Below are 22043 nucleotides of genomic sequence, written 5' to 3'. Positions count from 1 at the left end.
AGAAGCTTGCCATCGGAACGCTGCTGGCGCGGCTGGCGCTCATCGCGGCCGGGCTCTCGGCCCTCGTGCCCGTGCTGTGGACCTTTCTCAACTCGTTCAAGAACCGGGTCGACATCGTCTCGGCCGTGCCGAAGTTCTTCTTCACGCCCACGCTCGACAACTACCTGTACGTGCTGAACCGCGAGGCCGTGGCCGCCGGGCTGGTCAACTCGATCGTGGTGGCGGGCGCGGCGGTGGTCATCGGCGCGATGCTGGGCCTGCCGGCCGCCTATGCGCTGGCGCGCTACCCGCTGCGCTGGGGCAACGACATCCAGTTCTTCGTGCTGTCGATGCGCTTCCTGCCGCCGGTGGCGGTGGCCATTCCGCTCATGGTGATCTGGCTGCAGCTGGAGCTGTACGACTCGCGCGCGGCGCTCATCGCCACCTACACGCTGCTCACGCTCTCGACCGTGATCTGGCTCGCCATCCCGGCCTTCAAGGCGGTGCCGAAGGAAGTGGAAGAAGCGGGCCGCGTCGACGGCTACGGGCCCTACGCGATCTTCTTTCGCATCGCGCTGCCGATTGCCGCGCGCTCGCTGGTGGGCGCCATCGCCTTCGGCTTCGTGCTGGTGTGGAACGAGTTCCTCATCGCGCTGATGCTCACCACCTCCGAGGCCAAGACGCTGCCCATCGTGGCGTCGGAACTCAGCCAGCTCGGGCGCGATGTGCCCTGGGGCATCTTGAATGCCTCGGTCATCCTGCTGTCGCTGCCGCCGCTGCTCATGGTGGGCGTGCTCAGCGGTTTTCTCAATGCCGCGTTCAAGCGCAAGCGGGAGGCTGCATGAACCCCGCCGCTTCCCTTTCTCCAGAACCCAAAATGTCCGCCATCCGCTGTCACCACCTCATCAAGCGCTACGGAGAAACGCAGGTCGTCCACGCCTTCGATCTCGACGTGGCCGACAACGAGTTCGTCGTGTTCCTCGGCCCCTCGGGCTGCGGCAAGTCGACCATCCTGCGCATGCTCGCGGGCCTGGAAGACATCAGCGGCGGCGACCTGCACATCGGCGGCCAGCGCGTGAACGACCTGCCGCCGCAGGAGCGCGGCATCGCGATGGTGTTCCAGAACTACGCGCTGTACCCGCACATGACGGTGCGCGACAACATCGCGTTCGGGCTCAAGCGCCTGAAGGTGCCCAAGGCCGAGATCGACAGCCGCATCAAGGAGGTGTCGGACACCCTGGGCCTGGAGCGCTACCTGCAGCGCAAGCCCACCGAGCTGTCGGGCGGCCAGCAGCAGCGCGTGGCGATTGCGCGCGCCATGATCAAGACGCCGAAGGTGTTCCTGTTCGACGAGCCACTGTCGAACCTCGACGCCAAGCTGCGCAACCACATGCGCATCGAGATCGCGAAGCTGCACCAGACGCTGAAGACCACCACGGTGTACGTCACGCACGACCAGCACGAGGCCATGACGCTGGCCGACCGCATCGTGCTGCTGCGCGACGGGCGCATCGAGCAGGTCGGCACGCCGCAGGAAATCTTCGAGCGCCCGCGCTCGGCCTTCGTGGCCGGCTTCATCGGCACGCCACCGATGAACCTGATGGAGATGGCGGTGCACGGCCTGGACGGCGGGCAGTGCGAGCTGCGCGGCGGCGGCGGTTCGGTGCGCGTGGATGCGCGCCGCTTCGCGCTCGAAGGCCGCGCGCGCGTGACGCTGGGCGTGCGCCCCGCGCACCTGCACCTAGACACCGCCAAGGCGAGCAGCGAAGGCTTTGCCGGCGAGGTCCAGCTCATCGAATACCTCGGCAACGAAGTGCTGGTGAGCGTGGGGCAGGGCGGCGAAGAGATCGCCGTGCTCCTGCCGTCCGCGGAAGGCCCCCGGCTCGGCGAGCCGTTGCGCTTGGTGGCCGATGCGCAGCAGGTGCACCTGTTCGATGTCGGGACGGGCGCTTCGCTGCGGCGTCCGGACGCCGCGCTGCACTGAGTGGCAGCCCCCATTTCAACCCTCTGAGAAAGATGCAATGAAAGCACTGGTTCTGGAAAAGGCGCACGAGATCACGTTGCGTGATGTCGAGCTGCCGCTGCACGTCGGCTCGCGCGACGTGAAGATCCGCATGCACACCGTGGGCGTGTGCGGCAGCGATGTTCACTACTACCAGCACGGCGGCATCGGCCCGTACGTCGTCGATGCGCCCATGATCCTCGGCCACGAGGCCTCGGGCGTGGTGGCCGAGGTGGGCGCCGAAGTCACGCACCTGAAGCCCGGCGACCGCGTCTGCATGGAGCCCGGCATTCCCGACATGGACTCGCGCGCCGTGCGCGAAGGCTTCTACAACCTCGACCCTGCCGTGCGCTTCTGGGCCACGCCGCCGATCCACGGCTGCCTCACGCCCTACGTGGTGCACCCGGCGGCCTTCACCTTCCGCCTGCCCGACAACGTGAGCTTCGGCGAGGGCGCCATCGTCGAGCCGCTGGCCATCGGCCTGCAGGCCGCGAAGAAGGCGGCGCTGAAGCCGGGCGACGTGGCGGTGGTCATCGGCGCCGGCACCATCGGCGCGATGACGGCGCTGGCTGCGCTCGCGGGCGGTGCGGCGCGCGTGATCCTGGCCGACCTCGTGCCCGAGAAGCTGGCGCTGTTCGCCCACAACCCGGCGGTGACGACGGTCGACGTGCGCAGCACCAGCCTCGCCGACACCGTGCAGGCCCTCACCGACGGCTGGGGCGCGAACGTGGTCTTCGAAGCCAGCGGCAGCGCGCGCGCCTTCGACAACGTGTTCGACCTGCTGTGCCCCGGCGGCTGCCTGGTGCTGGTGGGCATACCCGCCGCGAAGGTGGCTTTCGACATCGTCGCGATCCAGGCGAAGGAGGCGCGCATCGAGTCGGTGTTCCGCTACGCCAACATCTTTCCGCGCGCGCTGGCGCTCATCGCGTCGGGGCAGGTCGACGTGAAGCCCTTCATCTCGCGCACCTTCGCATTCGAGGACGGCATCGCCGCGTTCGAGGAGGCCGCGGCCGGGCGCGTCACGGATGTGAAGATCCAGATCGAATTTCCCGCCGCCGAAGCCGCCTGAACGCCCCGCAAGGGCGCGGGACAAGGGGAAACGCTGGGGAGTGCGCTGGCAGGGCGCGGCTACAGTGGCTGCGTTTTGCCACTCGCAGCCTTGCGCGCCTCCCTGCCCATGCTCTTGCCGTTTCGCAATGTCGTTCTCACCGGTGCCTGCGGTGGCCTGGGGCAGGCGCTGGCGCGTGCGCTGATCGACGGCGGTGCGCGCGTGGCGCTGGTGGGGCTCGACACCGAACGCCTCGCGGCGCTCGCTGCCCAAGGTGAAGGGCGCTGCAAGGCCTACACGCCCGACGTGTCCGACAGCCCTGCCATGCAGGCGATGGCGGCCGACTGGATGCAGCGCTTCGGCCCGCCGGACCTCGTGATCGCCAACGCGGGCGTGGCCGGCGGCTACGACACCGCCGAGGCCGACGACCTGGCCGTGTTCCGCCGCATGCTCGAGATCAACCTGCTCGGCGCGGCCACCACCTTCCAGCCCTTCGTGCAGCCGATGCGTGCGCAGGGCCGCGGCGCGCTCGTCGGCGTGGCCAGCATCGCGGGCTGGCACGGCATGCCGGGCAACGGCGCCTACTGCGCGAGCAAGGGCGGGCTGATCCGCTACCTCGAAAGCCTGCGCGCCGAGCTGCGCGGCACGGGGCTCACGGTGCACACGGTGAGCCCGGGCTACATCCGCACCGCGCTCACGGCCGGCAACCGCTTCGCGATGCCGGGGCTGCTCGAGGCCGACGCGGCGGCGCGCCAGCTGCTGGCGGGCCTGGCCGCGCGGCGCGAAAAGATCGTGCTGCCGCGGCGCATCGGCTGGCTGTCGAAAGCACTGGGCCTGTTGCCCGCGCCGCTGCACGACCGCCTGCTGCGCGGTCAGCCGCGCAAGCCGCGCGTGGGCGAGGCGGGTGCCACCGCCATCCCCGGCCTGAATTCCCAGAAAGAACCTCCCCGCCGATGACGTCTTCCGCTGCCGCCGCCACCGTTCCCACGCACGAACAGATCGCCCTCATCGGCGCCGGGCCCTCGGGCCTGGCGGGCGCCCGCAATCTCCAGAAGCTCGGCGTTCCGTTCCAGGGCTTCGAGGCGCACAGCGACGTGGGCGGCCTCTGGGACATCGACAACCCGCGCTCCACGGTCTACCACTCGGCGCACCTGATCTCGAGCAAGCGCACGACCGAGTTCGCCGAGTTCCCGATGCCCGACACCGTGGCCGACTACCCGAGCCACCGCGAGCTGCGCCGCTACTTCAGCGACTTTGCCGACCGCTTCGGCCTGCGCGCGCACTTCCGCTTCGGCACGCGCGTGCTGCGCGTGGAGCCGGTGAGCGACGCGCCCGACACGCGCTGGCGCGTGAGCGTCGAGGCGCCCGACGGCATCGTGGAAACCGACGAGTACAAGGGCGTGGTGATTGCCAACGGCACGCTGTCGGAGCCCAAGCACCCGCAGTTCGAAGGCCATTTCGACGGCGAGCTGTTGCACACCAGCCGCTACAAGCACGCGGAACTTTTCAAGGACAAGCGCGTGCTGATCGTCGGCGCCGGCAACTCGGGCTGCGACATCGCGGTCGATGCGGTGCACTACGCGCAAAGCGTCGACATCTCGGTGCGGCGCGGCTACTACTTCGTGCCCAAGTACGTGTTCGGAAAGCCGGCCGACACGCTGGGCGGCAAGCGCCCGCTGCCGCCGTGGCTCAAGCAGAAGGTCGATGCCACCGTGCTGCAGTGGTTCACCGGCGATCCGGTGCGCTTCGGTTTTCCCAAGCCCGACTACAAGATGTACGAGTCGCACCCGGTGGTGAACTCGCTGGTGCTGCACCACGTGGGCCATGGCGACATCGGCGTGCGCGCCGACATCGCGCGGCTCGCCGGGCGCACCGTGCATTTCAAGGACGGCAGCGCGCGCGACTACGACCTGATCCTCACGGCCACGGGCTATGCGCTGCACTACCCGTTCATCGACCGCGAGCTGCTCAACTGGCAGGGCATGGCGCCGCGCCTGTACCTGAACATCTTCTCGCCGCGCTTCGAGACGCTGGGCGTGCTCGGCATGATCGAGGCCAGCGGCATCGGCTGGCAGGGGCGCTACGAGCAGGCCGAGCTGCTGGCGCGCTACTTCCGTGCGCAGGCGGCGGGCTCGCCCAAAGCTACGGCCCTGCGTACAGCAGTGCAGGGGCCGCCGCCCGACCTGTCGGGCGGCTTCAAGTACCTGCAGCTGGAGCGCATGGCGTACTACGTCCACAAGGACACCTACCGCGCGGCCGTGCGTCAGGCCGCTGCGGCACTGGCTGATTGACTGACCGATCGTCTTTCTTCACGAGGTTCTCCGCATGCTGCCTGTCGACGAGATCCGCCTGCACTTCAACCCGGCCTCGCTGGTGCTGCTCAACGTGGTGCTGGGCTTTTTGATGTTCGGCATTGCGCTGGACACGCGCATCGACGACTTCAAGCGCGTGGCGCGCATGCCCGGCGCGATGGCGGTGGGCATCGGCGCGCAGTTCGTGGTGCTGCCGGCCGTGACCTTCGTGCTCACGCTGATCCTGCAGCCGGGCCCGAGCATCGCGCTGGGCATGATCCTCGTGGCCTGCTGCCCGCCGGGCAACATCTCGCAGATCCTCACGCACCGCGCGGGCGGCAACGTGGCGCTGTCGGTGTCGATGACGGCCATTTCGAACGCGCTGTCGATCGTGGTGATGCCGCTGAACTTCGCGTTCTGGGGCGGCCTGCATCCCACGGCCTCGGTGCTGCTCAAGACCATCGCGCTCGACCCCTTCGACATGCTGGGCCACATCGTGATGATCATCGGCATTCCCTTCGTGCTGGGCGTGGCCTGCGCGCACAAGCTGCCGGGGCTCACGGCGCGCATCAAGAAGCCGGCGCGCATCCTGAGCTTCCTGGCGCTGATCGCGTTCATCGTCGGCGCCATCGCGGGCAACTGGCGCTACTTCCTCGACTACGTGGGGCTGGTGCTGATGGCCGTGGTGATCCACGACGCGCTGGCCTTTGGCACCGGCTACCTGTGCGCGCGGCTCTCGGGGCTGGGCGACTACGACCGGCGCGCGGTGGCCATCGAAGTGGGCATCCGCAACGCGGGGCTCGGGCTGGTGCTGATCTTCAGCTTCTTCGGTGGGCTCGGCGGCATGGCCGTGGTGGCCGGCGTGTGGGGCTTCTGGGACATCATCGCGGGCCTGGCGCTGGCGAGCTGGTGGGGGCGCAAGCCTGCGACGCCATGAGCGAGGTCTGGAAGGCGTCCGCGCGGCGCGTGCTGGTGACGGGCGGCGACGGCTTTCTGGGGCGCAGCGTGCTCGCTGCATTGGCCGCGCAAGGCACCTTCGAAACCCTGGTGGCACTCGACGTGCGCGAGGTGCCCGCCGTGCGGCGGCTGCCCGGCGTGGTCTACCTGCAGCAGGACGTGCGCGACGGCGGCATCGCCGACGTGCTCGCCGAACACGCGATCGACACGGTGGTGCATCTCGCGTCGATCGTCACGCCCGGCAAGGACTCCAACCGCGCCTTCGAGCATTCGGTCGACGTGGGCGGCACGCGCAACGTGCTCGACGCCTGCGTGGCATGCGGCGTGGGGCACATCGTGGTGTCGTCCAGCGGCGCGGCCTACGGCTACCACGCGGACAACCCGGCCTGGATCACCGAGTCGCAGCCGCTGCGCGGCAACCCGGTGTTCGCCTATGCCGACCACAAGCGGCAGGTGGAAGAGATGCTGGCCGAGTGCCGCAGGCAACATCCCGCGCTGGCGCAGACGGTGCTGCGCATCGGCACCATCCTCGGCGAGCGCGTCGACAACCAGATCACGGCGCTGTTCGAGAAGAAGCGGCTGATCGCCATCCGCGGCAGCGACAGCCCCTTCGTGTTCGTGTGGGACGAGGACGTGACCGGCGCCATCGCCCATGCGCTCGGCGGCGCGCCGCCCGGTTGTTACAACCTCGCGGGCGACGGCGCGCTCACCATCCACGAGATCGCCGCGCGCCTGGGCAAGCGCGCCATCGCCTGGCCGGCCGGCGTGCTGCAGGCGGCGCTGGCCGCGGGCTCGGCGCTGGGCGTGAGCCGCTACGGGCCCGAGCAGCTCGACTTCCTGCGCTACCGGCCGGTGCTGCTGAACACCGCGCTGAAGACCCAGTTCGGCTACGTGCCGCGCAAGACCAGCCGCGAAGCCTTCGAGGCCTTCATCGCGGCGCGCGCGAAGCAGGGGCGGCCGGTCACTTGCGCGTAGCGTCCGCCGGCGGCGGTGGTGGCGGTGCGATCAGGTAGTCGAGCATGCGCCGCGCATTGAGCGGCAGGTCCTGCGACGAGCGCACGCAGGCCATGAGCGTGCGCTCGGCCCACGGGTCGGCGAGCGAGGCGCGCGCGATCTTCATCGAACGGGCGCAGCGCTCGGCCGCGGTCTGCGGCACGATGCCCACGCCGATGCCGTACTCGACCATGCGGCACACGGCCTCGAAGTTGCGCACGCGCACGCGGTAGGCCAGGTGCCTGGCGAGCGCGCGCGCATGCCCGGTGATCAGCTGCTGCAGTGCGCTGTCGGCGGGCAGGCCGACGAACTCGCTGTCGACCACCTCGGCCAGGTGCACGCGCCGCCGGCCGGCCAGCGCGTGGCCGCGCGGCATCACCAGCACGAGGTCATCGCGGCGGAAGGGGTGGCATTCGAGGCCGTCGCTCTCGATGGCGTCGGAGACGATGCCGATGTCGCACAGCCCGCTGCGCAGGGCCTCCACGGTGTCGGGGCTGGCGCGCTCCTCGAGGTCGACCGAGATGCGCGGATGCTCGGCCAGGAAGCGGCTCAGCACCTCGGGCAGGTGCTCGGTGAGTGCCGAGGTGCCGCACATGAAGCGCACGTGGCCCTTGAGGCCCTGGCCATACTCGCCGAGTTCGCCGCGCAGCCGCTCCATCTGCTGCAGCACGACGCGCGCGTGGTGCAGCAGCGTGCGTCCGGCCTCGGTGGGGCGCACGCCCTGCGCATGGCGGGTGAGCAGCGGCGTGCCGAGCGCGTCTTCCATGCCGCGCACGCGCTGGCTGGCCGAGGCCAGCGTCATGTGCGAGCGGCCGGCACCGGCCGTGAGGCTGCCGGCTTCGACGACGTGGAGAAAGAGCCGCAGGTCGGTCAGGTCGAATCGCATGGTGGGCCGCAAGGTAGCACGCCAGCCTCAGCCTGTGCCTGAGGCTGGCTGCGCGAAAGCCGCATTTCCAGTGAAGGCGCCGGTCGGCAGACTCCGCGGCGATGACGATCTCCAACGATGCGATGGGCCTGTGGGCGGCGGCCGCCGCGGTCTTCCTGCTGGCCGGCCTGATCAAGGGCGTGATCGGCCTGGGGCTGCCGACCGTGGCGATGGCGCTGCTCGCGCTGTGGATGTCGCCCGCACAGGCGGCGGCGCTGCTGATCGTGCCCTCGCTGGTCACCAACCTCTGGCAGACCGGGCCGCGCGCGAGCTTCGGTGCGGTGTTCCGCCGCATCGGTCGCATGCAGGCCGGCGTCGTGGTGGGCACGCTCGCCGGGGCGTGGTGGCAGGGCGTACCGGCCGGGGCCTGGGCCTCGCTGGCGCTCGGCGTGGCGCTGGTGATCTATGCGCTGTGGGGGCTGACGGGTCGGCAGCTGCACGTGAGCGACGCGCAGGCGCGCTGGCTGGGGCCCGTGGTGGGCGCGGCGACGGGGCTGGTGACGTCCGTGACCGGCGTGTTCGCGGTGCCGGCCGTGCCGTACCTGCAGGCGCTGGGTTTCCAGCGCGATGCGTTGATCCAGGCCATGGGCATCTCGTTCACCACCTCGACCATGGTGCTGGCGCTGGGGTTGGCGGCGAACGGGAGCTACCCGGCGGCAGTGCTGGGCGGGTCGGTCGCGATGCTGGTGCCGGCGGTCGGCGGCATGGTGCTGGGCACCTGGCTGCGGCAGCGGTTGCCGGTGGCCGTGTTCCGGCGCTGCTTCTTGATCGGGCTGGCGCTGCTGGGGGCGTACATGGCGCTGCGCGCCGTCATGTCCGCCTGATCCCGTGATCGGTCAGCTGGCGGCCAGCAGGGCCGCGCGCACGCGCTCGATGGTCTGGCGGTAGGGCAGGGCGAAGTCCTCGATGGCCGCGTCGGCCTCGAGCCAGTAGAACGAGAACACCAGGCCTTCTTCTTCGGGGCTGCCCGTGGCCATGTGCTCGAAGGTCTCGGGCAGGGCGCGGTGGTCGCGCATCAGGAAGATGTGCCAGCGCTGCGGATGGCGGTGCGTGTTGCCTTCGACGCCGGCTTCGCATTCGCGCTCCAGCGTGCCCAGCGATTCGAGCCGGCCGGCGAACACCAGGCCCGACTCTTCGAGCAGCTCGCGCCGCACGGCCGCCTCGGGCGACTCGCCGGGCTCGATGGTGCCCTTGGGCAGCTGCATGTTGCCGTCTTCGGGATGACGGAACACCAGCAGCCGGCCCTGCGCATCGACCAGGCAGGCGCAGGCCTTCGGGATCGTCGCGACGGGGGCGGCGCCGAGCGGGCTGCTGCTGCCGTTCTTCATGGCGGTGGCCGCCTCAGGCGCCCGTGAGGGCGGCCTTGACCGCAGCGCTGACCTGGCCCATGTCGGCCTTGCCGGCCAGGCGCGTCTTGACCACGCCCATCACCTTGCCCATGTCGCCGGGGCCCGAGGCGCCCAGTTCGGCCACGATGGCCTTCACCGCGGCGGCCGTTTCATCGGCGCTCATGCGCTGGGGCAGGTAGACCTCGAGCACCTTGATCTCGGCGGCTTCCTTGTCGGCCAGGTCGGCGCGGCCACCCGTGGTGAATGCGGCGATCGAGTCCTTGCGCTGCTTGACCATCTTGTCGACGATGGCCACGACCATGGCGTCGTCCAGCTCCACGCGCTCGTCGACTTCCTTTTGCTTCATGGCGGCGAGCAGCAGGCGGATGGTGGCCAGGCGCTCCGAGTCCTTGGCGCGCATCGCCGTCTTCATGTCTTCGGTGATTTGTTCTTTGAGAGTCATTCTTCGCAACCTTTCGGAAAAAACAAAAGCCGCGGCAGGTTTCCCTGGCGCGGCTGGTGCAACGGGGCGCTGGCGGGGACTTTCGTCGGGGCCAGCCACCCTGGGCGTTGCTTAGTACAGCTTCTTGGGGAGCTGCATGCTGCGCACGCGCTTGTAGTGGCGCTTGACCGCAGCTGCCTTCTTGCGCTTGCGCTCAGCCGTCGGCTTCTCGTAGAACTCGCGGGCGCGCAGGTCGGTCAGCAGGCCGAGCTTTTCGATGGTGCGCTTGAAGCGGCGCAGGGCGACGTCGAAGGGCTCGTTTTCTTTAACGCGGATGGTGGTCATTGATGAATCGTTGAAATGGATTTGGCCGGGGGAGATCGAGGCCCCAAGCCGGGGTTCCTCAACTGAAAACTTTTTGCGGCCGTTGAGGGAAGGCCAGAGTTAGCCCGCGATTATAGCGCGGTTGCGCACGCATGTGCGCTCGCCCACGCCCACTGGAAGTTGTATCCGCCCAACCAGCCCGTCACATCGACCACTTCGCCGATGAAATACAGGCCCGGCTGCTTCGATTCCATCGTTTGCGACGACAGATCGCGCGTGTCGACGCCGCCCGCCGTCACCTCGGCCTTTTTGTAGCCTTCGGTGCCGCTGGGGGTGATCTGCCAGCGGGCGATGCGCTCGGACAGTGCCGCCAGCGCCTTGTCGGTGGCCTCGTTGACCGGGCGCTGCAGGGCCGGGTCTTCGCCGACCCAGGCGTCGGCCAGGCGCGAGGGCACCAACGCGGCCAGCTCGTTGGCGATGCGTTTCTTCGAGCGCCGCTTGGCGTCGGACAGCGACTCGGCCACGTCTATGCCGGGCGCGAAGTCGAGTGTCAGCGGGGCGCCGGGCTTCCAGTAGCTCGAAATCTGCAGCACCGCCGGGCCCGACAGGCCGCGGTGGGTGAACAGCAGGTCTTCCAGGAAAGCCATCTTGTCCTTCTTGCCGCCGGTCTCGATGCGCACCGGCAGCGCCAGCCCGGCCAGGCTGGCGTAGGGCGCCCAGGCGTCGCCGCCGAAGGTCAGCGGCACCAGCGCCGGGCGGGGCGTGACCAGCCGCAGGCCGAACTGCTCGGCAAGCCGGTAGCCGAAGTCGCTTGCACCAATTTGGGGAATTGACAGGCCGCCGGTGGCCACCACGAGCTTGGGCGCGTCGATCGGGCCGCGCGTGCTACTGATTTGGTAGCGACCGTCGACAAAGGCGATGTCGCCGAGCTTGCACGGCTGCCAGCGTTCGACGTTGCCGGCGGCGCATTCGGCCAGCAGCATGTCGACGATCTGCTGCGAGGAGCCGTCGCAGAACAGCTGGCCCTTGTGCTTCTCGTGGTACGCGATGCCGTGGCGCTGCACCATGTCGATGAACTGCTGCGGCGCGTAGCGCGAGAGCGCCGAGCGGCAGAAATTCGGGTTGTCGCCGACGAAATGGCGCTGCGGGGCGCGCACGTCGAGGTCGCGGTTGGTGAAGTTGGCGCGGCCGCCACCCGAGATGCGGATCTTTTCGCCGACCTTCTCGCTGTGGTCGACCAGCAGCACGCGCAGGCCGCGCTGGCCCGCCAGTGCGGCGCAAAAAAGACCGGCGGCGCCGGCACCGACGACAACGACGTCAAAGGAAGAAGAGGGAGGAGAAGAGCTCAAGCGGGTCCGTCCGCCGCCAGCACCGGCGGCGGGTTGTATTTGAGGTGGCCCACGTAGCGCAGCGGCTGCGTGGCGGCGATCGAGGGCACGTCGCCTTCGCGCATGTGGAGCAGGTCGGCGGGGCTCACCCAGCGCGGGTCGGCGTCGGTGATCGGCACGCCGGCCTGGCGGTAGGCCTCCAGCACGAACTGGGAGCAGAAGAACTGGTCGTTGCGGCTGGCGCCCAGCTGCACCGTGGCCAGGCCGCTGATGCAGTACGCGCTGACGGCCGAGGGAATCAGCGGCAGCTCGCACAGCCGGCGGTTCAGCACGAAGGGCGCGTTCAGCAGCACGCCGGCGGTGTTGTAGCGGGTGCCGACCTGCGAATGCGCCCAGTCGCGCATCTTCTCGACATCGGCCTCGACGAGGCCCGGCACGCGAAAGGCCACGACCATCTGCTCTTCGTCGACCACCTCGGCCAGCGGCCGCGCGCGCACGCCGGTGCCCACGGCCTCGGCGATCTGGCCGTCGCCCAGGTACAGCACGGCATGGCTCACCGGCGAGAAGGTGCCCAGGCGGATGCCGAACGAATTCACCGTGGCGATCGAGGTCAGCAGGATGTCGCCGGGCGCCAGCACCTCGGCGCCGATCAGCTCGCCGCCGTTGCCGGGGGCGATCACCGAGCTCTGCACGCGCAGGCGCAGGCCGGAGGTCTCGGAGGGCAGGTCGATGCGCGTGGCGCAGGCCGAGAGCAAGAGCGGCAGCGCCGCGGCGAGCGCCACGGCGCGAAGAAGGGAAGCCATGGTCATCCCTTCCAGACGAACGGGAACTTCAGCTGCTTGAAGAAGCCGTTGGGCACGTAGTCGCCCAGCACGCCGTATTTTTCGGGCCAGAGCTTGGTGCTCTTCACGGCCGTGCCGAAGAGGTAGTCGAGGAAGGCGTAGTGCGCCGCGTAGTTCTTGTCGAGTGCCTCGATGTCCTGGCTGTGGTGCCAGTGGTGGAAGTTGGGCGTCACGATCAGGTAGCGCAGCGGGCCCAGGCGCACGCTCACGTTGCAGTGGTTGAACACCGCCTGGAAGCCGACCACCACGATGTAGGCGTCGATCACGTCCTTGCTGAAGCCCAGCACGTAGATGGGCGCGAGCACCAGCGTGCGCGTGATCAGCAACTCCAGGATGTGCTGGCGCGAGCCCGCCATCCAGTCCATGCTCTTCACGCTGTGGTGCACGGCGTGCAGGCGCCACAGCACCGGCACCTCGTGGTACGCGCGGTGCGTCCAGTACTGCACGAGGTCGGCCACCAGGATGATCAGCAAAATGCCGGCCCAGAACGGCAGGTTGCTCACCCAGCCGCGGATGCCGTCGTTGGCGGCCCAGCCGAAGAGCTTGTGCACCATGAGGTTGGTGGCCAGCAGCACGAAGCCCACGATCATGTGGTTCACCACGAAGTGATGAAAGTCGGTCTGCCACTCTTCGCGGAACACGGGTTGATCTTTGCGCAGCGCAAAGAGCTTCTCGATGAAGATGAAGATCAGCGACGAACCCAGCAGGTCGAGGATGAACCAATCGAGCCCGATGTACGGCGTGTGGTCCGCGAAGTCGTGCACCGGCACCTTGTGCCCGCCCAGCAGGGCCGACACCGCCACCAGCAGGAACGCGGCCGACGAGAGCCAGCGCGAGCGGTTGAAGATGATGTTGACCAGCGAGAGCCCGCCCGCAATGACCAGCGCGGTGAGCAGGATGACGCGCATCACATCGACGTTGTAGCTCTTGCGCAGCTCGGGTGTCGTCAGGTACTGCGGGAAGTGGAAGGCCAGCACGCCCAGAAAGCACAGGGCGGCGAGGCTGAAGGCAATGGTGCCCGTGACCAGACCGCGCCCGCGGCGCAGCTCGCCGTGGCTTTCGGTGAATTCGTTGAGTTTGTCGAGCATCCCTGCCTCTTCCTTCTTGTTCGTTGGGCCGGGCGGGATTTTAGGCGGCGCCCGGACGGCGGCGCTACACTGCGCCTCCTCATGGCCCGCCGCTCCCTTCGTCGCTGCACGACCGCGATTTTCGTGGTCCTGTCGCTGCTGTTCTCGCAGCTGGCGCTGGCAGGCTATGTCTGCCCCGGCGCGTCGGACAGCCCGGGTTCGATGACCGAGAGGATGGCGTCGGGCGAGCCCTGCGAAGGCATGGACATGGCCCAGCCGGTGCTGTGTTTCCAGCACGCCGCTGACCTGTCGCTGTCCTTCGAACCGGTGAAGCTGACCACGCCTTCGCTGCCGGCCATCGTGCAGCTCGTGGTGATGCCCCTGGTGCTGGTGTCGGAAGGCCATGTCCTTCCGCCGCAGGCCGTGCCGGAGCGGCAGCATCCACCGCCCGATCCCGTTTTTCTCGCCACGCGCCGACTGCGCGTCTGACATCTCCGTCGACTGACCGGTGCTGGTGCGGCGCGTCCGCCCGCCAGCGATTCGCTCGTTCGTTTGCGGAGTTTTCATGTTCATTTCCTTTTCGCGCGCGGCCGCCTGGGCTGCCGCGCTGCTGCCGTCCCTGGCGACGGCGGCCCCCCTGTCCCTGGAGGACGCGCTTCAGTTGGCGACGCAGCGCTCCGAAGCCACTCGCGCCGCCCGTGCCGGCGTCGCCAGCGCCACGGCGGCGGCCTCCGCGGCCCCGCAGCTTTCCGACCCCACGCTGCGCATCGGTGTCGACAACCTGCCCGCGACGGGCTCGGATCGTTTCCACACCACGCGCGATTCGATGACGATGAAGCGCATCGGCATCAGCCAGGAATGGCTGTCCGCCGACAAGCGCGCTGCGCGGCAGGCCGCCGCCGAGGCGTCGGTCGGGCTGGAGGCGGTGCGGGTGCAGGCTGCCGTGGCCGACACCCGCAGGCAGGCCGCGCTCGCCTACGTGGACGCTTTCTACGCCGGCGAGAGCATCAAGCTCGCGCGGCGCATGGAACACCACGCGCACGAAGAACTGGAGGCCTCGCGCGCACGCCTGTCGTCGGCCGCGGGGAGCAGCCAGGACGTGCTGGCGCTGGCCGGCGCCAGAGGCATCGCGGAAGACGAGACGGCCGACCTCCTGCAGCAGCAGGAAGCCGCCAGCGCCGCCTTCCAGCGCTGGGTCGGCGTGTCGCCCGATGAACTGCAGTCTCCGGGCGCCATCGCCGTGCCCTCCGAAGCCGCCTACGTGGCCGCGCACCCCACGGTCGCGGCCCTGCAGCGCGATGTCGATGTGGCCCGGCAGACGGCGGCCGTCACCGCGTCCAACCGCAAGCCGAACTGGACCTGGGAGCTTGCCTATGGCCAGCGCACTGGCTACGCCGACATGGTGTCGGTGGGCCTGAGCATTCCTCTTCCGATCGCACCCGGCGAGCGGCAGGATCGGGACACCGCCGCCAAGCTCGCATTGGTCGAGAAAGCCGAAGCCGACCTGGCCGAAGCCACCCGGGCCGCGACCGCCGAATACCAGGCGCTGCGCAGCGATGCGCAACGCCTGCAGCAACGCATCGACCGCTACCGCACGGGCGTGGTCGTTCCTGCCGGCCAGAGAACGGCAGCCGCGACCGCGGCCTACCGCTCCAACCAGGGCAGCCTCGTCACGTTGTTCGAGGCGCGGCATGCCGAAGTCGAAGCGCAGCGCAAGCTGCTGACGCTGCAGCGCGACCTGGCCAGAACCCACGTCCAACTGGCCTTCCGGCCGCTCACCACCGAGGGGGCCCCATGAACCGCACACGCACGATCGGTGCTTCGCTGCTGGCCGCCCTGTTGCTCGCAGCAGGCGCCTTCTACCTGGGGCGCACGACCGCCCCGCCCACGGAGGCGTCGGCGACCACGCCGCCCACCGCTGACAGCCGCAAGGTCCTCTACTGGCACGACCCCATGGTGCCGGGCCCGCGCTTCGACAAGCCCGGCAAGTCGCCCTTCATGGACATGCAGCTGGTGCCCATGTACGCAGACAGCGCAACGGGCACGGGCAGTGCAGGCGGCGTGCAGGTGAGCCCCACGGTCCAGCAGAACCTCGGCATCCGGTATGCCGGCGTGCGGCGGGCGCAAACCTCCGCCTCTTTCGATGCGGTCGGCGCCGTGCAATTCGACGAGCGGCTCAACGTCGTCGTGCAGACGCGCGTGGCGGGCTACGTCGAGCGCCTGTCGGTCCGCGCGCCGATGGAGCGCGTGCGCAAGGGGCAGGCGTTGGCGACGGTCTTCGCACCCGAATGGCTGGGCCCGCAGAACGAATGGCTGGCCCTCCAGCGATCGGGTGTTGCGGCCGACCTCGTCGCGGCGGCGCGCGAGCGCATGCGGGCCTTGTCCATCCCCGCCGAGCTCATCCGCCGCAGCGAGGAGACCGGCACGGCGCAGGCGCGCTACGTGCTCACCGCGCCGTCCGACGGCGTGGTGGCCGAGCTGGGCGTGCGCGAAGGTGTCGCGGTCACGCCCGGCATGACACTGTTCCGCATCGCGGGCCTGGAGAAGGTCTGGGCAGTGGCCGAGATTCCGGAAGCACAGGCCGTGCGGCTCGCACGCGGCCAGAAGGTCAGGGCGGTCCTCCAAGCCGACGCCGCCCAGTCGTTCGAGGGCACGCTCGACGAGATCCTGCCCGAGGTCAACACATCCACCCGCACCCTGAAGGCCCGCTTCGAGGTCGACAACAAGAACGGGAAGCTCACGCCCGGCATGCTGCTGCGCCTGCAGGTGACGGGGCCCGCCAGCACCCGGCTGGTCGTGCCGTCCGAAGCCGTGATCCGCACCGGCAAGCGCGCGGTCGTCATCGTGCGCAAGGCCGACGGCGCGTTCGAGCCGCGCGACGTGTCGACTGGCGCGGACCTGGGTGACGACACCGAAGTCATCTTCGGTCTGAATGAAGGCGAGCAGGTGGTGGCCAGCGGCCAGTTCCTCATCGACTCGGAGGCCCGGCTGCGGTCGATGCTCGGCAGCATGGCATCGCCTGCGGTCACGGCCGCAGCGCCGGCCGCCGTGCTGCACCAAGCCGAAGGCAAGGTCGAAAGCGTGGCGCCCGACGGCCTCACGATCTCGCACGGCCCTGTCGCCACGCTCAAGTGGCCCTCGATGACGATGGGCTTTGCGAAAGCGACGCCCGAGGCGTTCCCGGACATCCAGCCCGGCGACCTGGTCCGCTTCGAGTTCAAGGAAGGCGGCCCCACCGGCTACGAGCTGGTCTCCGTGCAGCGCATGCCACAGGGCGCCAAGCGATGATCGCCGCCGTCATCCGCTGGTCGATCGGCAACCGCTTCCTGGTGCTGATCGCGACCTTGTTCCTGGTGGCCGCGGGGTGGTGGTCGGTGGTGCGCACGCCGCTCGATGCGCTGCCCGACCTGTCCGACACGCAGGTCATCATCCGCACGCCTTTTCCCGGCAAGGCGCCCCAGGTGGTCGAAGACCTCGTCACCTACCCGCTGACGACCACCATGCTCAGCGTGCCCGGCGCGAAGACCGTGCGCGGCTACTCGTTCTTCGGCGATTCGTTCGTCTACGTGCTGTTCGACGACAAGACCGACCCCTACTGGGCGCGCTCGCGCGTCGTCGAGTACCTGAACCAGGTGCAGGGCAGGCTCCCCGCGGGCGCGAACGCCTCGCTGGGCCCCGATGCCACGGGCGTGGGCTGGGTCTACGAGTACGCGCTGGTCGACCGCACGGGCACGCGCGACATCGGGCAGCTGCGCGCACTGAACGACTGGTTCCTCAAGTTCGAACTGAAGACCGTGCCCGACGTGGCCGAGGTCGCCAGCATCGGCGGCATGGTGCGCCAGTACCAGGTGGTGCTCGATCCCGATCGCATGCGCGCGCTGGGCATCACACAGCAGGCGGTCGTGGCGGCGCTGCAGAAGGCCAACCAGGCCTCGGGCGGCTCGGTCGTCGAACTCGCCGAGGCCGAGTACATGGTGCGTTCGCGCGGCTACCTGCGTTCGCTGGACGACTTCCGCACCATCCCGCTGGCTGTGACAGGCGCCACGCCGGTGCTGCTGCGCGATGTGGCCACCGTGCAGATCGGCCCCGAGATGCGCCGCGGCATCGCCGAGCTCGACGGCGAGGGCGAAGTGGCCGGCGGCGTGATCGTCATGCGCTCGGGCAAGAACGCGCGCTCGACCATCGAGGCCGTCAAGGCCAAGCTCGATGCCCTCCAACCCGGCCTCCCGCCGGGCGTCGAGATCGTGCCCACCTACGACCGTTCGCTGCTGATCGACCGCGCCGTCGACAACCTGCGCGGCAAGCTGATCGAGGAGTTCATCGTGGTGGCGCTGGTCTGCGCGGTCTTCCTGTTTCACCTGCGCTCGGCGCTGGTGGCCGTGGTGGCCTTGCCGATCGGCGTGCTCGCGGCCTTCATCGTGATGCACTGGCAGGGCGTCAACGCCAACATCATGTCGCTGGGCGGCATCGCGATCGCGATCGGGGCGATGGTGGACGGCGCCATCGTGATGGTCGAGAACGTGCACAAGCACATCGAGGCCTTCGAGACAGAGCAGGGCCGGCAGCCCACGGTGGTCGAGCGATGGCGGCTCGTCACCGACGCGTCGGTGGAAGTCGGGCCGGCACTGTTCTTCTCGCTGCTGGTGATCACGCTGTCCTTCGTGCCCGTGTTCTCGCTCGAGGCGCAGGAGGGGCGGCTGTTCTCGCCGCTGGCCTTCACCAAGACTTACGCGATGGCGGCTGCGGCGGGGCTGTCGGTGACGCTGATCCCGGTGCTCATGGGCTACCTGGTGCGCGGGCGCATTCCGCACGAAGGCGCCAATCCGGTGAACCGTTGCCTGATGGCCGTGTACCGGCCTGCGCTGGAGCTGGTGCTGCGCTTTCCCAAGGGAACGCTGGCCGTTGCCGCGGTGCTGCTGGCGCTGACCGTGGTGCCGCTGATGCGCCTGGGCGGCGAGTTCATGCCGCCGCTGGACGAAGGCGACCTGCTCTACATGCCGTCGGCGCTGCCGGGGCTGTCGGTGTCGAAGGCCGCCGAACTGCTGCAGCAGACCGACCGCCTCATCAAGACCGTGCCCGAGGTCGCGCGCGTGTTCGGCAAGGCCGGCCGCGCGGACACCGCGACCGACCCGGCGCCGCTCGAGATGTTCGAGACCACGGTCCAGTTCAAGCCGAAGCGCGAGTGGCGCGCCGGCATGACGCCCGACAGGCTGGTCGAGGAACTGGACCGCGCCGTCAAGGTGCCGGGCCTGACCAACGTGTGGGTGCCGCCCATTCGCAACCGCATCGACATGCTGGCCACGGGCATCAAGAGCCCGGTCGGCATCAAGGTGGCGGGGGCGGACCTGGCCGCCATCGATGCGCTGACCACGCAGATCGAGGCGGCGGTGAAGGGCGTGCCCGGCGTGTCGTCGGCGCTGGCGGAGCGGCTCACCGGCGGGCGCTACATCGACGTCGATGTCGACCGGCTCGCTGCCGCGCGCTACGGCCTCTCGGTGGCCGATGTGCAGGCCGTGGTGTCGACGGCCATCGGCGGCGAGAACGTGGGCGAGGTCATCCAGGGCCGCGAGCGCTATCCGATCAACGTGCGCTACCCGCGCGAGATCCGCGATTCGCTGGAGCGGCTGCGGCAGCTGCCCTTCGTGACGGACAAGGGCGCGCAGCTGCTGCTGGGCGACGTCGCGCGCATCACCATCGAGGACGGCCCGCCGATGCTGCGCAGCGAGAACGCCCGGCTCTCGGGCTGGGTCTACGTCGACGTGCGCGGGCGCGACCTGCGCTCCGCCGTCCACGACATGCAGGCCGCCGTCGACCAGGCCGTGAAGATGCCCGCGGGCTATGCGGTGTCATGGTCCGGCCAGTTCGAGTACCTGGCGCGCGCGACCGAGCGGCTGAAGCTGGTCGTGCCGGCCACGCTGGCGGTGATCTTCGTACTGCTCTACCTGCTGTTCCGCTCGTTCGCCGATGCGGCCCTCGTGATGGCGGCCGTGCCGTTCTCGCTCGTCGGCGGCTTCTGGCTCATCTGGGCGCTGGGCCATTCGATCTCGGTGGCGACGGCGGTCGGCTTCATCGCGCTGGCCGGCGTGGCGGCCGAGTTCGGCGTGGTGATGCTGGTCTATCTGAAGAACGCGCTGACACGGCGCCTCGACGCCGGCGAGCCGATGAACGACGAGACGCTCCTGGCCGCGATCCGCGAAGGCGCCGTGCTGCGCGTGCGGCCCAAGGCCATGACCGTGGCCGTCGTGATGGCCGGCCTGCTGCCCATCCTGTGGGGCAGCGGCACCGGCTCGGAGGTGATGACCCGCATTGCCGCGCCCATGGTGGGCGGCATGGTCACCGCGCCGCTGCTGAGCATGCTGGTCGTGCCCGCGGCCTGGTATCTGTTGCGCCGCCGCGCCCCTTTGTCGCCTGCTGTTTCCAACCACTCGTCCAACCCAGGAGTCACCCCATGAACATCCTCCATCCCCTTGCGTTCGCACTGATCGCAGGCCTGGCCGGTGTCGCCCAGGCCCAGGCGCCGAAGAGCGAGCCGCCGCCCGCGAAGGCGTCAGCGCCGGGCATGCTGACCGATGCGGTGGTCCAGAAGATCGACCCGGCCCGCGGGCTGATCGTGTTGAAGCACGGCGACATTCCCAACCTGGCGATGCCGCCGATGACGATGGGTTTCGATGTGGCCGAGAAGCAGATGCTCGAACAGGTCAAGCCCGGCGACAAGGTCCGGTTTCATGTCGAGGTGGTGAAGGGCAAGCCGACCGTCACGCACCTCGAAGCTGCGCGCTAGGTCCCGAACCGGCCGGCGTCGCCCGGCTGCAGCGCGGCCGCAGCCAGCCCCTGCAGCACATCCCCCACCACGATCACCGCCGGGCTGGCCAGCCCGGCCTCGGCGATGCGGGCCTGCAGGCCCTGCAGCGTGGTCACGAGGTGGCGCTGGTGCGGCAGGCTCGCGTGCTGCACCACGGCCACGGGCGTGTCGCCCGGCAGGCCGTGCAGCAGCTCGCGCTCGATGTGGCCGGCGCCCGAGACGCCCATGTAGATCACCAGCGTGAGGCGCGCGTTGTGCGCCGTGGCGGCCAGCGCGCGCCAGTCGGTCGGGTCTTCGGCCGCGCCGGCGCCGGTCTTGGCGTGGCCGGTGACGAAGACCACGCCCTGCGCGTGGTCGCGGTGCGTGAGCGGCACGCCCAGCGAGGTCACGGCGGCCAGGCCGGCGGTGATGCCGTTGACCACCGCGCATTCGATGCCGGCCTCGCGCAGGTGCTCCACCTCTTCGCCGCCGCGCCCGAAGATGAACGGGTCGCCGCCCTTCAGGCGCACCACGGTCTCGCCTTCGCGCACGGCCGTGATCATGAGCCGCTCGATGAAAGCCTGCGGCGTGCTCTTGCAGCCGCCGCGCTTGCCCACGTGCACGATGCGCGCGCCGGGCCGGGCGTAGGCCTGGAGCACGGCGTCGTTCACGAGGTCGTCGACCAGCAGCACCGTGGCGGCCTGGATCGCCTTGACGGCCTTGACGGTCAGCAGCTCGGGGTCGCCGGGGCCGGCGCCCACCAGCGTGCAGCGGCCGGTGATGAGGGGGGAAGGGGTGTTCATGCGTGGGAGGCCAGTTCGGTGATGTGCCTGACTTGCGTCGCGATGGCTTCGGGCACGGGAAGCTCGCCGGCCAGCACGCGTCGCGTGTAGGCGGCCGTGGTGGCGACGTCGATTTCTTTCGGCAACCCAGGCACGTCGGCGGCGGTGCCGGCGGCCTGGGCCTGGAGTTCGCTGCGCACGCCGCGCACGAAGCCGTCGATCTGCGCGGTGCGGCGCGGGTCGGAGACCACCTCGCCTTCGAGGCCGCGCGAGAGCAGGGCGGTCATGCCCGTGAGCTCGAAGGTCTCGCCCATCGTGCGGGCGTATTCGGGGTGCGTGTAGCTGGCCACCACCACGCAGGGGCCGGTGGTCGGGCGCATCAGCTTGACCACGCTGTGGCCGGGGTTGCGCAGACCCACCACGCGGCGCACGTCGAGCAGGCGCTTGAGTGCGGGGTTCAGCAGCTCGGTCGGGGCAAAGCCCACCTGGCCGGCGGCCAAAGGGGTGAGCGTGGTCATCGGGGGCATGTCCAGGGCTGAAAGCACGTTCGATGCCAGTACGCGCGAGGTTTCGCTCGCGCTGCCGTGCACCAGCACCGGCAGGCCTTCGCGGGCCAGCAGCAGTGCCAAAAGCGGCGTGAGCACCGGCAGCTTGCGCGCGCCGTTGTAGCTGGGCAGCACGATCAGCGGGCCGCTGCGGGTCGTCACGGGGTTCAGGCGCGCATGCGTGGCGTCGAGAAAGCCGGCCATCTCCTCGGGCGTCTCGCCCTTGATGCGCATCGCGAGGCAGAAGCCGCCGATTTCCAGGTCGGTGACCGTGCCGTCCAGCACCTGGCCGAACAGGTCGCAGGCCTGCTCGCGCGTGAGCGGACGGGCGCCCCGCGCGCCGCGGCCGATTTCCTTGATGTAGTGGCTGATTCCCATGGGTAGGCGGATTGTCCCGCAACGCTTATGC

22 protein-coding genes are annotated in these 22043 nt (G+C 69.5%); 13 read left to right on the top strand and 9 right to left on the bottom strand.

What is annotated here, in order from left to right; genetic code table 11:
- Nucleotides 1-11: 11 nt before the first annotated feature.
- The 7 genes from AC1RAD_RS18120 to AC1RAD_RS18090 all read left to right on the top strand — a co-directional run bounded on the left by AC1RAD_RS18120 (nucleotide 12) and on the right by AC1RAD_RS18090 (nucleotide 7252).
- Complete coding sequence (locus tag AC1RAD_RS18120) at nucleotides 12-824, top strand: carbohydrate ABC transporter permease (protein WP_492736958.1); 813 nt, start codon at nucleotides 12-14, stop codon at nucleotides 822-824.
- A gap of 32 nt (nucleotides 825-856) precedes the next feature.
- A complete protein-coding gene (locus tag AC1RAD_RS18115; RefSeq protein WP_492736388.1) occupies nucleotides 857-1963 on the top strand; it encodes an ABC transporter ATP-binding protein in 1107 nt (368 codons plus the stop codon).
- A gap of 37 nt (nucleotides 1964-2000) precedes the next feature.
- Nucleotides 2001-3050, top strand: coding sequence for an NAD(P)-dependent alcohol dehydrogenase (locus tag AC1RAD_RS18110; protein ID WP_492736386.1), 1050 nt, complete (start codon nucleotides 2001-2003; stop codon nucleotides 3048-3050).
- Between the two features lie 108 nt (nucleotides 3051-3158).
- Nucleotides 3159-3986: an SDR family oxidoreductase gene (locus AC1RAD_RS18105; RefSeq protein ID WP_369629509.1), complete on the top strand. Its 828-nt coding sequence runs from the start codon at nucleotides 3159-3161 to the stop codon at nucleotides 3984-3986.
- Nucleotides 3983-5320: a flavin-containing monooxygenase gene (locus tag AC1RAD_RS18100; RefSeq protein ID WP_492736384.1), complete on the top strand. Its 1338-nt coding sequence runs from the start codon at nucleotides 3983-3985 to the stop codon at nucleotides 5318-5320. The genes AC1RAD_RS18105 and AC1RAD_RS18100 overlap by 4 nt, the downstream gene beginning before the upstream one ends.
- 34 nt (nucleotides 5321-5354) lie before the next feature.
- Nucleotides 5355-6257, top strand: a complete 903-nt coding sequence (locus AC1RAD_RS18095) for a bile acid:sodium symporter family protein (RefSeq protein ID WP_095746086.1) — start codon at nucleotides 5355-5357, stop codon at nucleotides 6255-6257.
- Complete coding sequence (locus tag AC1RAD_RS18090; RefSeq protein ID WP_492736382.1) at nucleotides 6254-7252, top strand: SDR family oxidoreductase; 999 nt, start codon at nucleotides 6254-6256, stop codon at nucleotides 7250-7252. The genes AC1RAD_RS18095 and AC1RAD_RS18090 overlap by 4 nt, the downstream gene beginning before the upstream one ends.
- Here the strand turns inward: AC1RAD_RS18090 and AC1RAD_RS18085 are convergent.
- Nucleotides 7239-8156 (bottom strand): LysR family transcriptional regulator, encoded by a 918-nt coding sequence (locus tag AC1RAD_RS18085; protein ID WP_492736380.1) that lies wholly within the window; start codon nucleotides 8154-8156, stop codon nucleotides 7239-7241. The two genes, AC1RAD_RS18090 and AC1RAD_RS18085, sit on opposite strands and share 14 nt — an antisense overlap.
- Nucleotides 8157-8257: 101 nt before the next feature.
- Between AC1RAD_RS18085 and AC1RAD_RS18080 the strand changes: the two genes are divergently transcribed.
- Complete coding sequence (locus tag AC1RAD_RS18080; protein ID WP_492736378.1) at nucleotides 8258-9019, top strand: sulfite exporter TauE/SafE family protein; 762 nt, start codon at nucleotides 8258-8260, stop codon at nucleotides 9017-9019.
- A gap of 12 nt (nucleotides 9020-9031) precedes the next feature.
- Here the strand turns inward: AC1RAD_RS18080 and AC1RAD_RS18075 are convergent, their stop codons facing one another.
- The 6 genes from AC1RAD_RS18075 to AC1RAD_RS18050 all read right to left on the bottom strand — a co-directional run bounded on the left by AC1RAD_RS18075 (nucleotide 9032) and on the right by AC1RAD_RS18050 (nucleotide 13547).
- On the bottom strand, nucleotides 9032-9523 hold the full coding sequence (locus AC1RAD_RS18075; protein WP_307693451.1) for an NUDIX domain-containing protein: 492 nt from the start codon (nucleotides 9521-9523) through the stop codon (nucleotides 9032-9034).
- Nucleotides 9524-9536: 13 nt separating this feature from the next.
- A complete protein-coding gene (locus AC1RAD_RS18070; protein ID WP_062476513.1) occupies nucleotides 9537-9986 on the bottom strand; it encodes a GatB/YqeY domain-containing protein in 450 nt (149 codons plus the stop codon).
- A gap of 111 nt (nucleotides 9987-10097) precedes the next feature.
- Nucleotides 10098-10310: a 30S ribosomal protein S21 gene (rpsU, locus tag AC1RAD_RS18065; RefSeq protein WP_007833691.1), complete on the bottom strand. Its 213-nt coding sequence runs from the start codon at nucleotides 10308-10310 to the stop codon at nucleotides 10098-10100.
- A 110-nt stretch (nucleotides 10311-10420) separates the two neighbouring features.
- A complete protein-coding gene (locus AC1RAD_RS18060) occupies nucleotides 10421-11638 on the bottom strand; it encodes a BaiN/RdsA family NAD(P)/FAD-dependent oxidoreductase (protein ID WP_492736376.1) in 1218 nt (405 codons plus the stop codon).
- Nucleotides 11635-12420 carry a YaeF family permuted papain-like enzyme gene (locus tag AC1RAD_RS18055; protein WP_307693449.1) on the bottom strand — a complete coding sequence of 262 codons (786 nt, stop codon included), beginning with the start codon at nucleotides 12418-12420 and terminating at the stop codon, nucleotides 11635-11637. Before AC1RAD_RS18055 ends, AC1RAD_RS18060 begins: the two co-directional genes overlap by 4 nt.
- A gap of 2 nt (nucleotides 12421-12422) precedes the next feature.
- Nucleotides 12423-13547, bottom strand: a complete 1125-nt coding sequence (locus AC1RAD_RS18050) for a sterol desaturase family protein (protein WP_070063138.1) — start codon at nucleotides 13545-13547, stop codon at nucleotides 12423-12425.
- 81 nt (nucleotides 13548-13628) lie between these two features.
- On the opposite strand from AC1RAD_RS18050, the gene AC1RAD_RS18045 reads away from it, so the two are divergent.
- From AC1RAD_RS18045 to AC1RAD_RS18025, 5 genes are all read left to right on the top strand, one after another.
- Nucleotides 13629-14015, top strand: coding sequence for a hypothetical protein (locus AC1RAD_RS18045; RefSeq protein WP_492736374.1), 387 nt, complete (start codon nucleotides 13629-13631; stop codon nucleotides 14013-14015).
- Nucleotides 14016-14091: 76 nt separating this feature from the next.
- Entirely contained in the window at nucleotides 14092-15324 is a 1233-nt protein-coding gene (locus tag AC1RAD_RS18040; RefSeq protein WP_492736372.1) for a TolC family protein, read from the top strand.
- A complete protein-coding gene (locus AC1RAD_RS18035; RefSeq protein WP_492736370.1) occupies nucleotides 15321-16814 on the top strand; it encodes an efflux RND transporter periplasmic adaptor subunit in 1494 nt (497 codons plus the stop codon). Before AC1RAD_RS18040 ends, AC1RAD_RS18035 begins: the two co-directional genes overlap by 4 nt.
- The gene (locus tag AC1RAD_RS18030; RefSeq protein ID WP_492736368.1) at nucleotides 16811-19978 is read left to right on the top strand and encodes an efflux RND transporter permease subunit; all 3168 of its coding nucleotides are present in this window, start codon (nucleotides 16811-16813) and stop codon (nucleotides 19976-19978) included. The genes AC1RAD_RS18035 and AC1RAD_RS18030 overlap by 4 nt, the downstream gene beginning before the upstream one ends.
- The gene (locus AC1RAD_RS18025; protein WP_492736366.1) at nucleotides 19975-20307 is read left to right on the top strand and encodes a copper-binding protein; all 333 of its coding nucleotides are present in this window, start codon (nucleotides 19975-19977) and stop codon (nucleotides 20305-20307) included. Before AC1RAD_RS18030 ends, AC1RAD_RS18025 begins: the two co-directional genes overlap by 4 nt.
- Here AC1RAD_RS18025 and cobA read toward each other — a convergent pair.
- Nucleotides 20304-21110 (bottom strand): uroporphyrinogen-III C-methyltransferase, encoded by an 807-nt coding sequence (cobA, locus tag AC1RAD_RS18020; protein ID WP_492736364.1) that lies wholly within the window; start codon nucleotides 21108-21110, stop codon nucleotides 20304-20306. The genes AC1RAD_RS18025 and cobA overlap by 4 nt on opposite strands.
- Nucleotides 21107-22012 (bottom strand): DNA-binding protein YbiB, encoded by a 906-nt coding sequence (gene ybiB / locus AC1RAD_RS18015; protein WP_492736362.1) that lies wholly within the window; start codon nucleotides 22010-22012, stop codon nucleotides 21107-21109. The genes cobA and ybiB overlap by 4 nt, the downstream gene beginning before the upstream one ends.
- Nucleotides 22013-22043 lie beyond the last annotated feature (31 nt).

The sequence above is a fragment of the Variovorax sp. GW823-FHT04B03 genome (assembly GCF_058796495.1).
The sequence above is the reverse complement of the archived record's forward strand: the minus strand, read 5'-3'. Positions and strand labels throughout refer to the sequence as shown.

What these genes read in the sequence shown, in the direction of transcription:
- AC1RAD_RS18115 (WP_492736388.1), top strand. Translation starts at nt 857, where the DNA reads ATGTCCGCCATCCGCTGTCACCACCTCATCAAGCGCTACGGAGAAACG.
- AC1RAD_RS18110 (WP_492736386.1), top strand. Translation starts at nt 2,001, where the DNA reads ATGAAAGCACTGGTTCTGGAAAAGGCGCACGAGATCACGTTGCGTGAT.
- AC1RAD_RS18105 (WP_369629509.1), top strand. Translation starts at nt 3,159, where the DNA reads ATGCTCTTGCCGTTTCGCAATGTCGTTCTCACCGGTGCCTGCGGTGGC.
- AC1RAD_RS18100 (WP_492736384.1), top strand. Translation starts at nt 3,983, where the DNA reads ATGACGTCTTCCGCTGCCGCCGCCACCGTTCCCACGCACGAACAGATC.
- AC1RAD_RS18095 (WP_095746086.1), top strand. Translation starts at nt 5,355, where the DNA reads ATGCTGCCTGTCGACGAGATCCGCCTGCACTTCAACCCGGCCTCGCTG.
- AC1RAD_RS18090 (WP_492736382.1), top strand. Translation starts at nt 6,254, where the DNA reads ATGAGCGAGGTCTGGAAGGCGTCCGCGCGGCGCGTGCTGGTGACGGGC.
- AC1RAD_RS18085 (WP_492736380.1), bottom strand. Translation starts at nt 8,156, where the DNA reads ATGCGATTCGACCTGACCGACCTGCGGCTCTTTCTCCACGTCGTCGAA.
- AC1RAD_RS18080 (WP_492736378.1), top strand. Translation starts at nt 8,258, where the DNA reads ATGACGATCTCCAACGATGCGATGGGCCTGTGGGCGGCGGCCGCCGCG.
- AC1RAD_RS18075 (WP_307693451.1), bottom strand. Translation starts at nt 9,523, where the DNA reads ATGAAGAACGGCAGCAGCAGCCCGCTCGGCGCCGCCCCCGTCGCGACG.
- AC1RAD_RS18070 (WP_062476513.1), bottom strand. Translation starts at nt 9,986, where the DNA reads ATGACTCTCAAAGAACAAATCACCGAAGACATGAAGACGGCGATGCGC.
- rpsU (WP_007833691.1), bottom strand. Translation starts at nt 10,310, where the DNA reads ATGACCACCATCCGCGTTAAAGAAAACGAGCCCTTCGACGTCGCCCTG.
- AC1RAD_RS18055 (WP_307693449.1), bottom strand. Translation starts at nt 12,420, where the DNA reads ATGGCTTCCCTTCTTCGCGCCGTGGCGCTCGCCGCGGCGCTGCCGCTC.
- AC1RAD_RS18050 (WP_070063138.1), bottom strand. Translation starts at nt 13,547, where the DNA reads ATGCTCGACAAACTCAACGAATTCACCGAAAGCCACGGCGAGCTGCGC.
- AC1RAD_RS18045 (WP_492736374.1), top strand. Translation starts at nt 13,629, where the DNA reads ATGGCCCGCCGCTCCCTTCGTCGCTGCACGACCGCGATTTTCGTGGTC.
- AC1RAD_RS18040 (WP_492736372.1), top strand. Translation starts at nt 14,092, where the DNA reads ATGTTCATTTCCTTTTCGCGCGCGGCCGCCTGGGCTGCCGCGCTGCTG.
- AC1RAD_RS18035 (WP_492736370.1), top strand. Translation starts at nt 15,321, where the DNA reads ATGAACCGCACACGCACGATCGGTGCTTCGCTGCTGGCCGCCCTGTTG.
- AC1RAD_RS18030 (WP_492736368.1), top strand. Translation starts at nt 16,811, where the DNA reads ATGATCGCCGCCGTCATCCGCTGGTCGATCGGCAACCGCTTCCTGGTG.
- AC1RAD_RS18025 (WP_492736366.1), top strand. Translation starts at nt 19,975, where the DNA reads ATGAACATCCTCCATCCCCTTGCGTTCGCACTGATCGCAGGCCTGGCC.
- cobA (WP_492736364.1), bottom strand. Translation starts at nt 21,110, where the DNA reads ATGAACACCCCTTCCCCCCTCATCACCGGCCGCTGCACGCTGGTGGGC.
- ybiB (WP_492736362.1), bottom strand. Translation starts at nt 22,012, where the DNA reads ATGGGAATCAGCCACTACATCAAGGAAATCGGCCGCGGCGCGCGGGGC.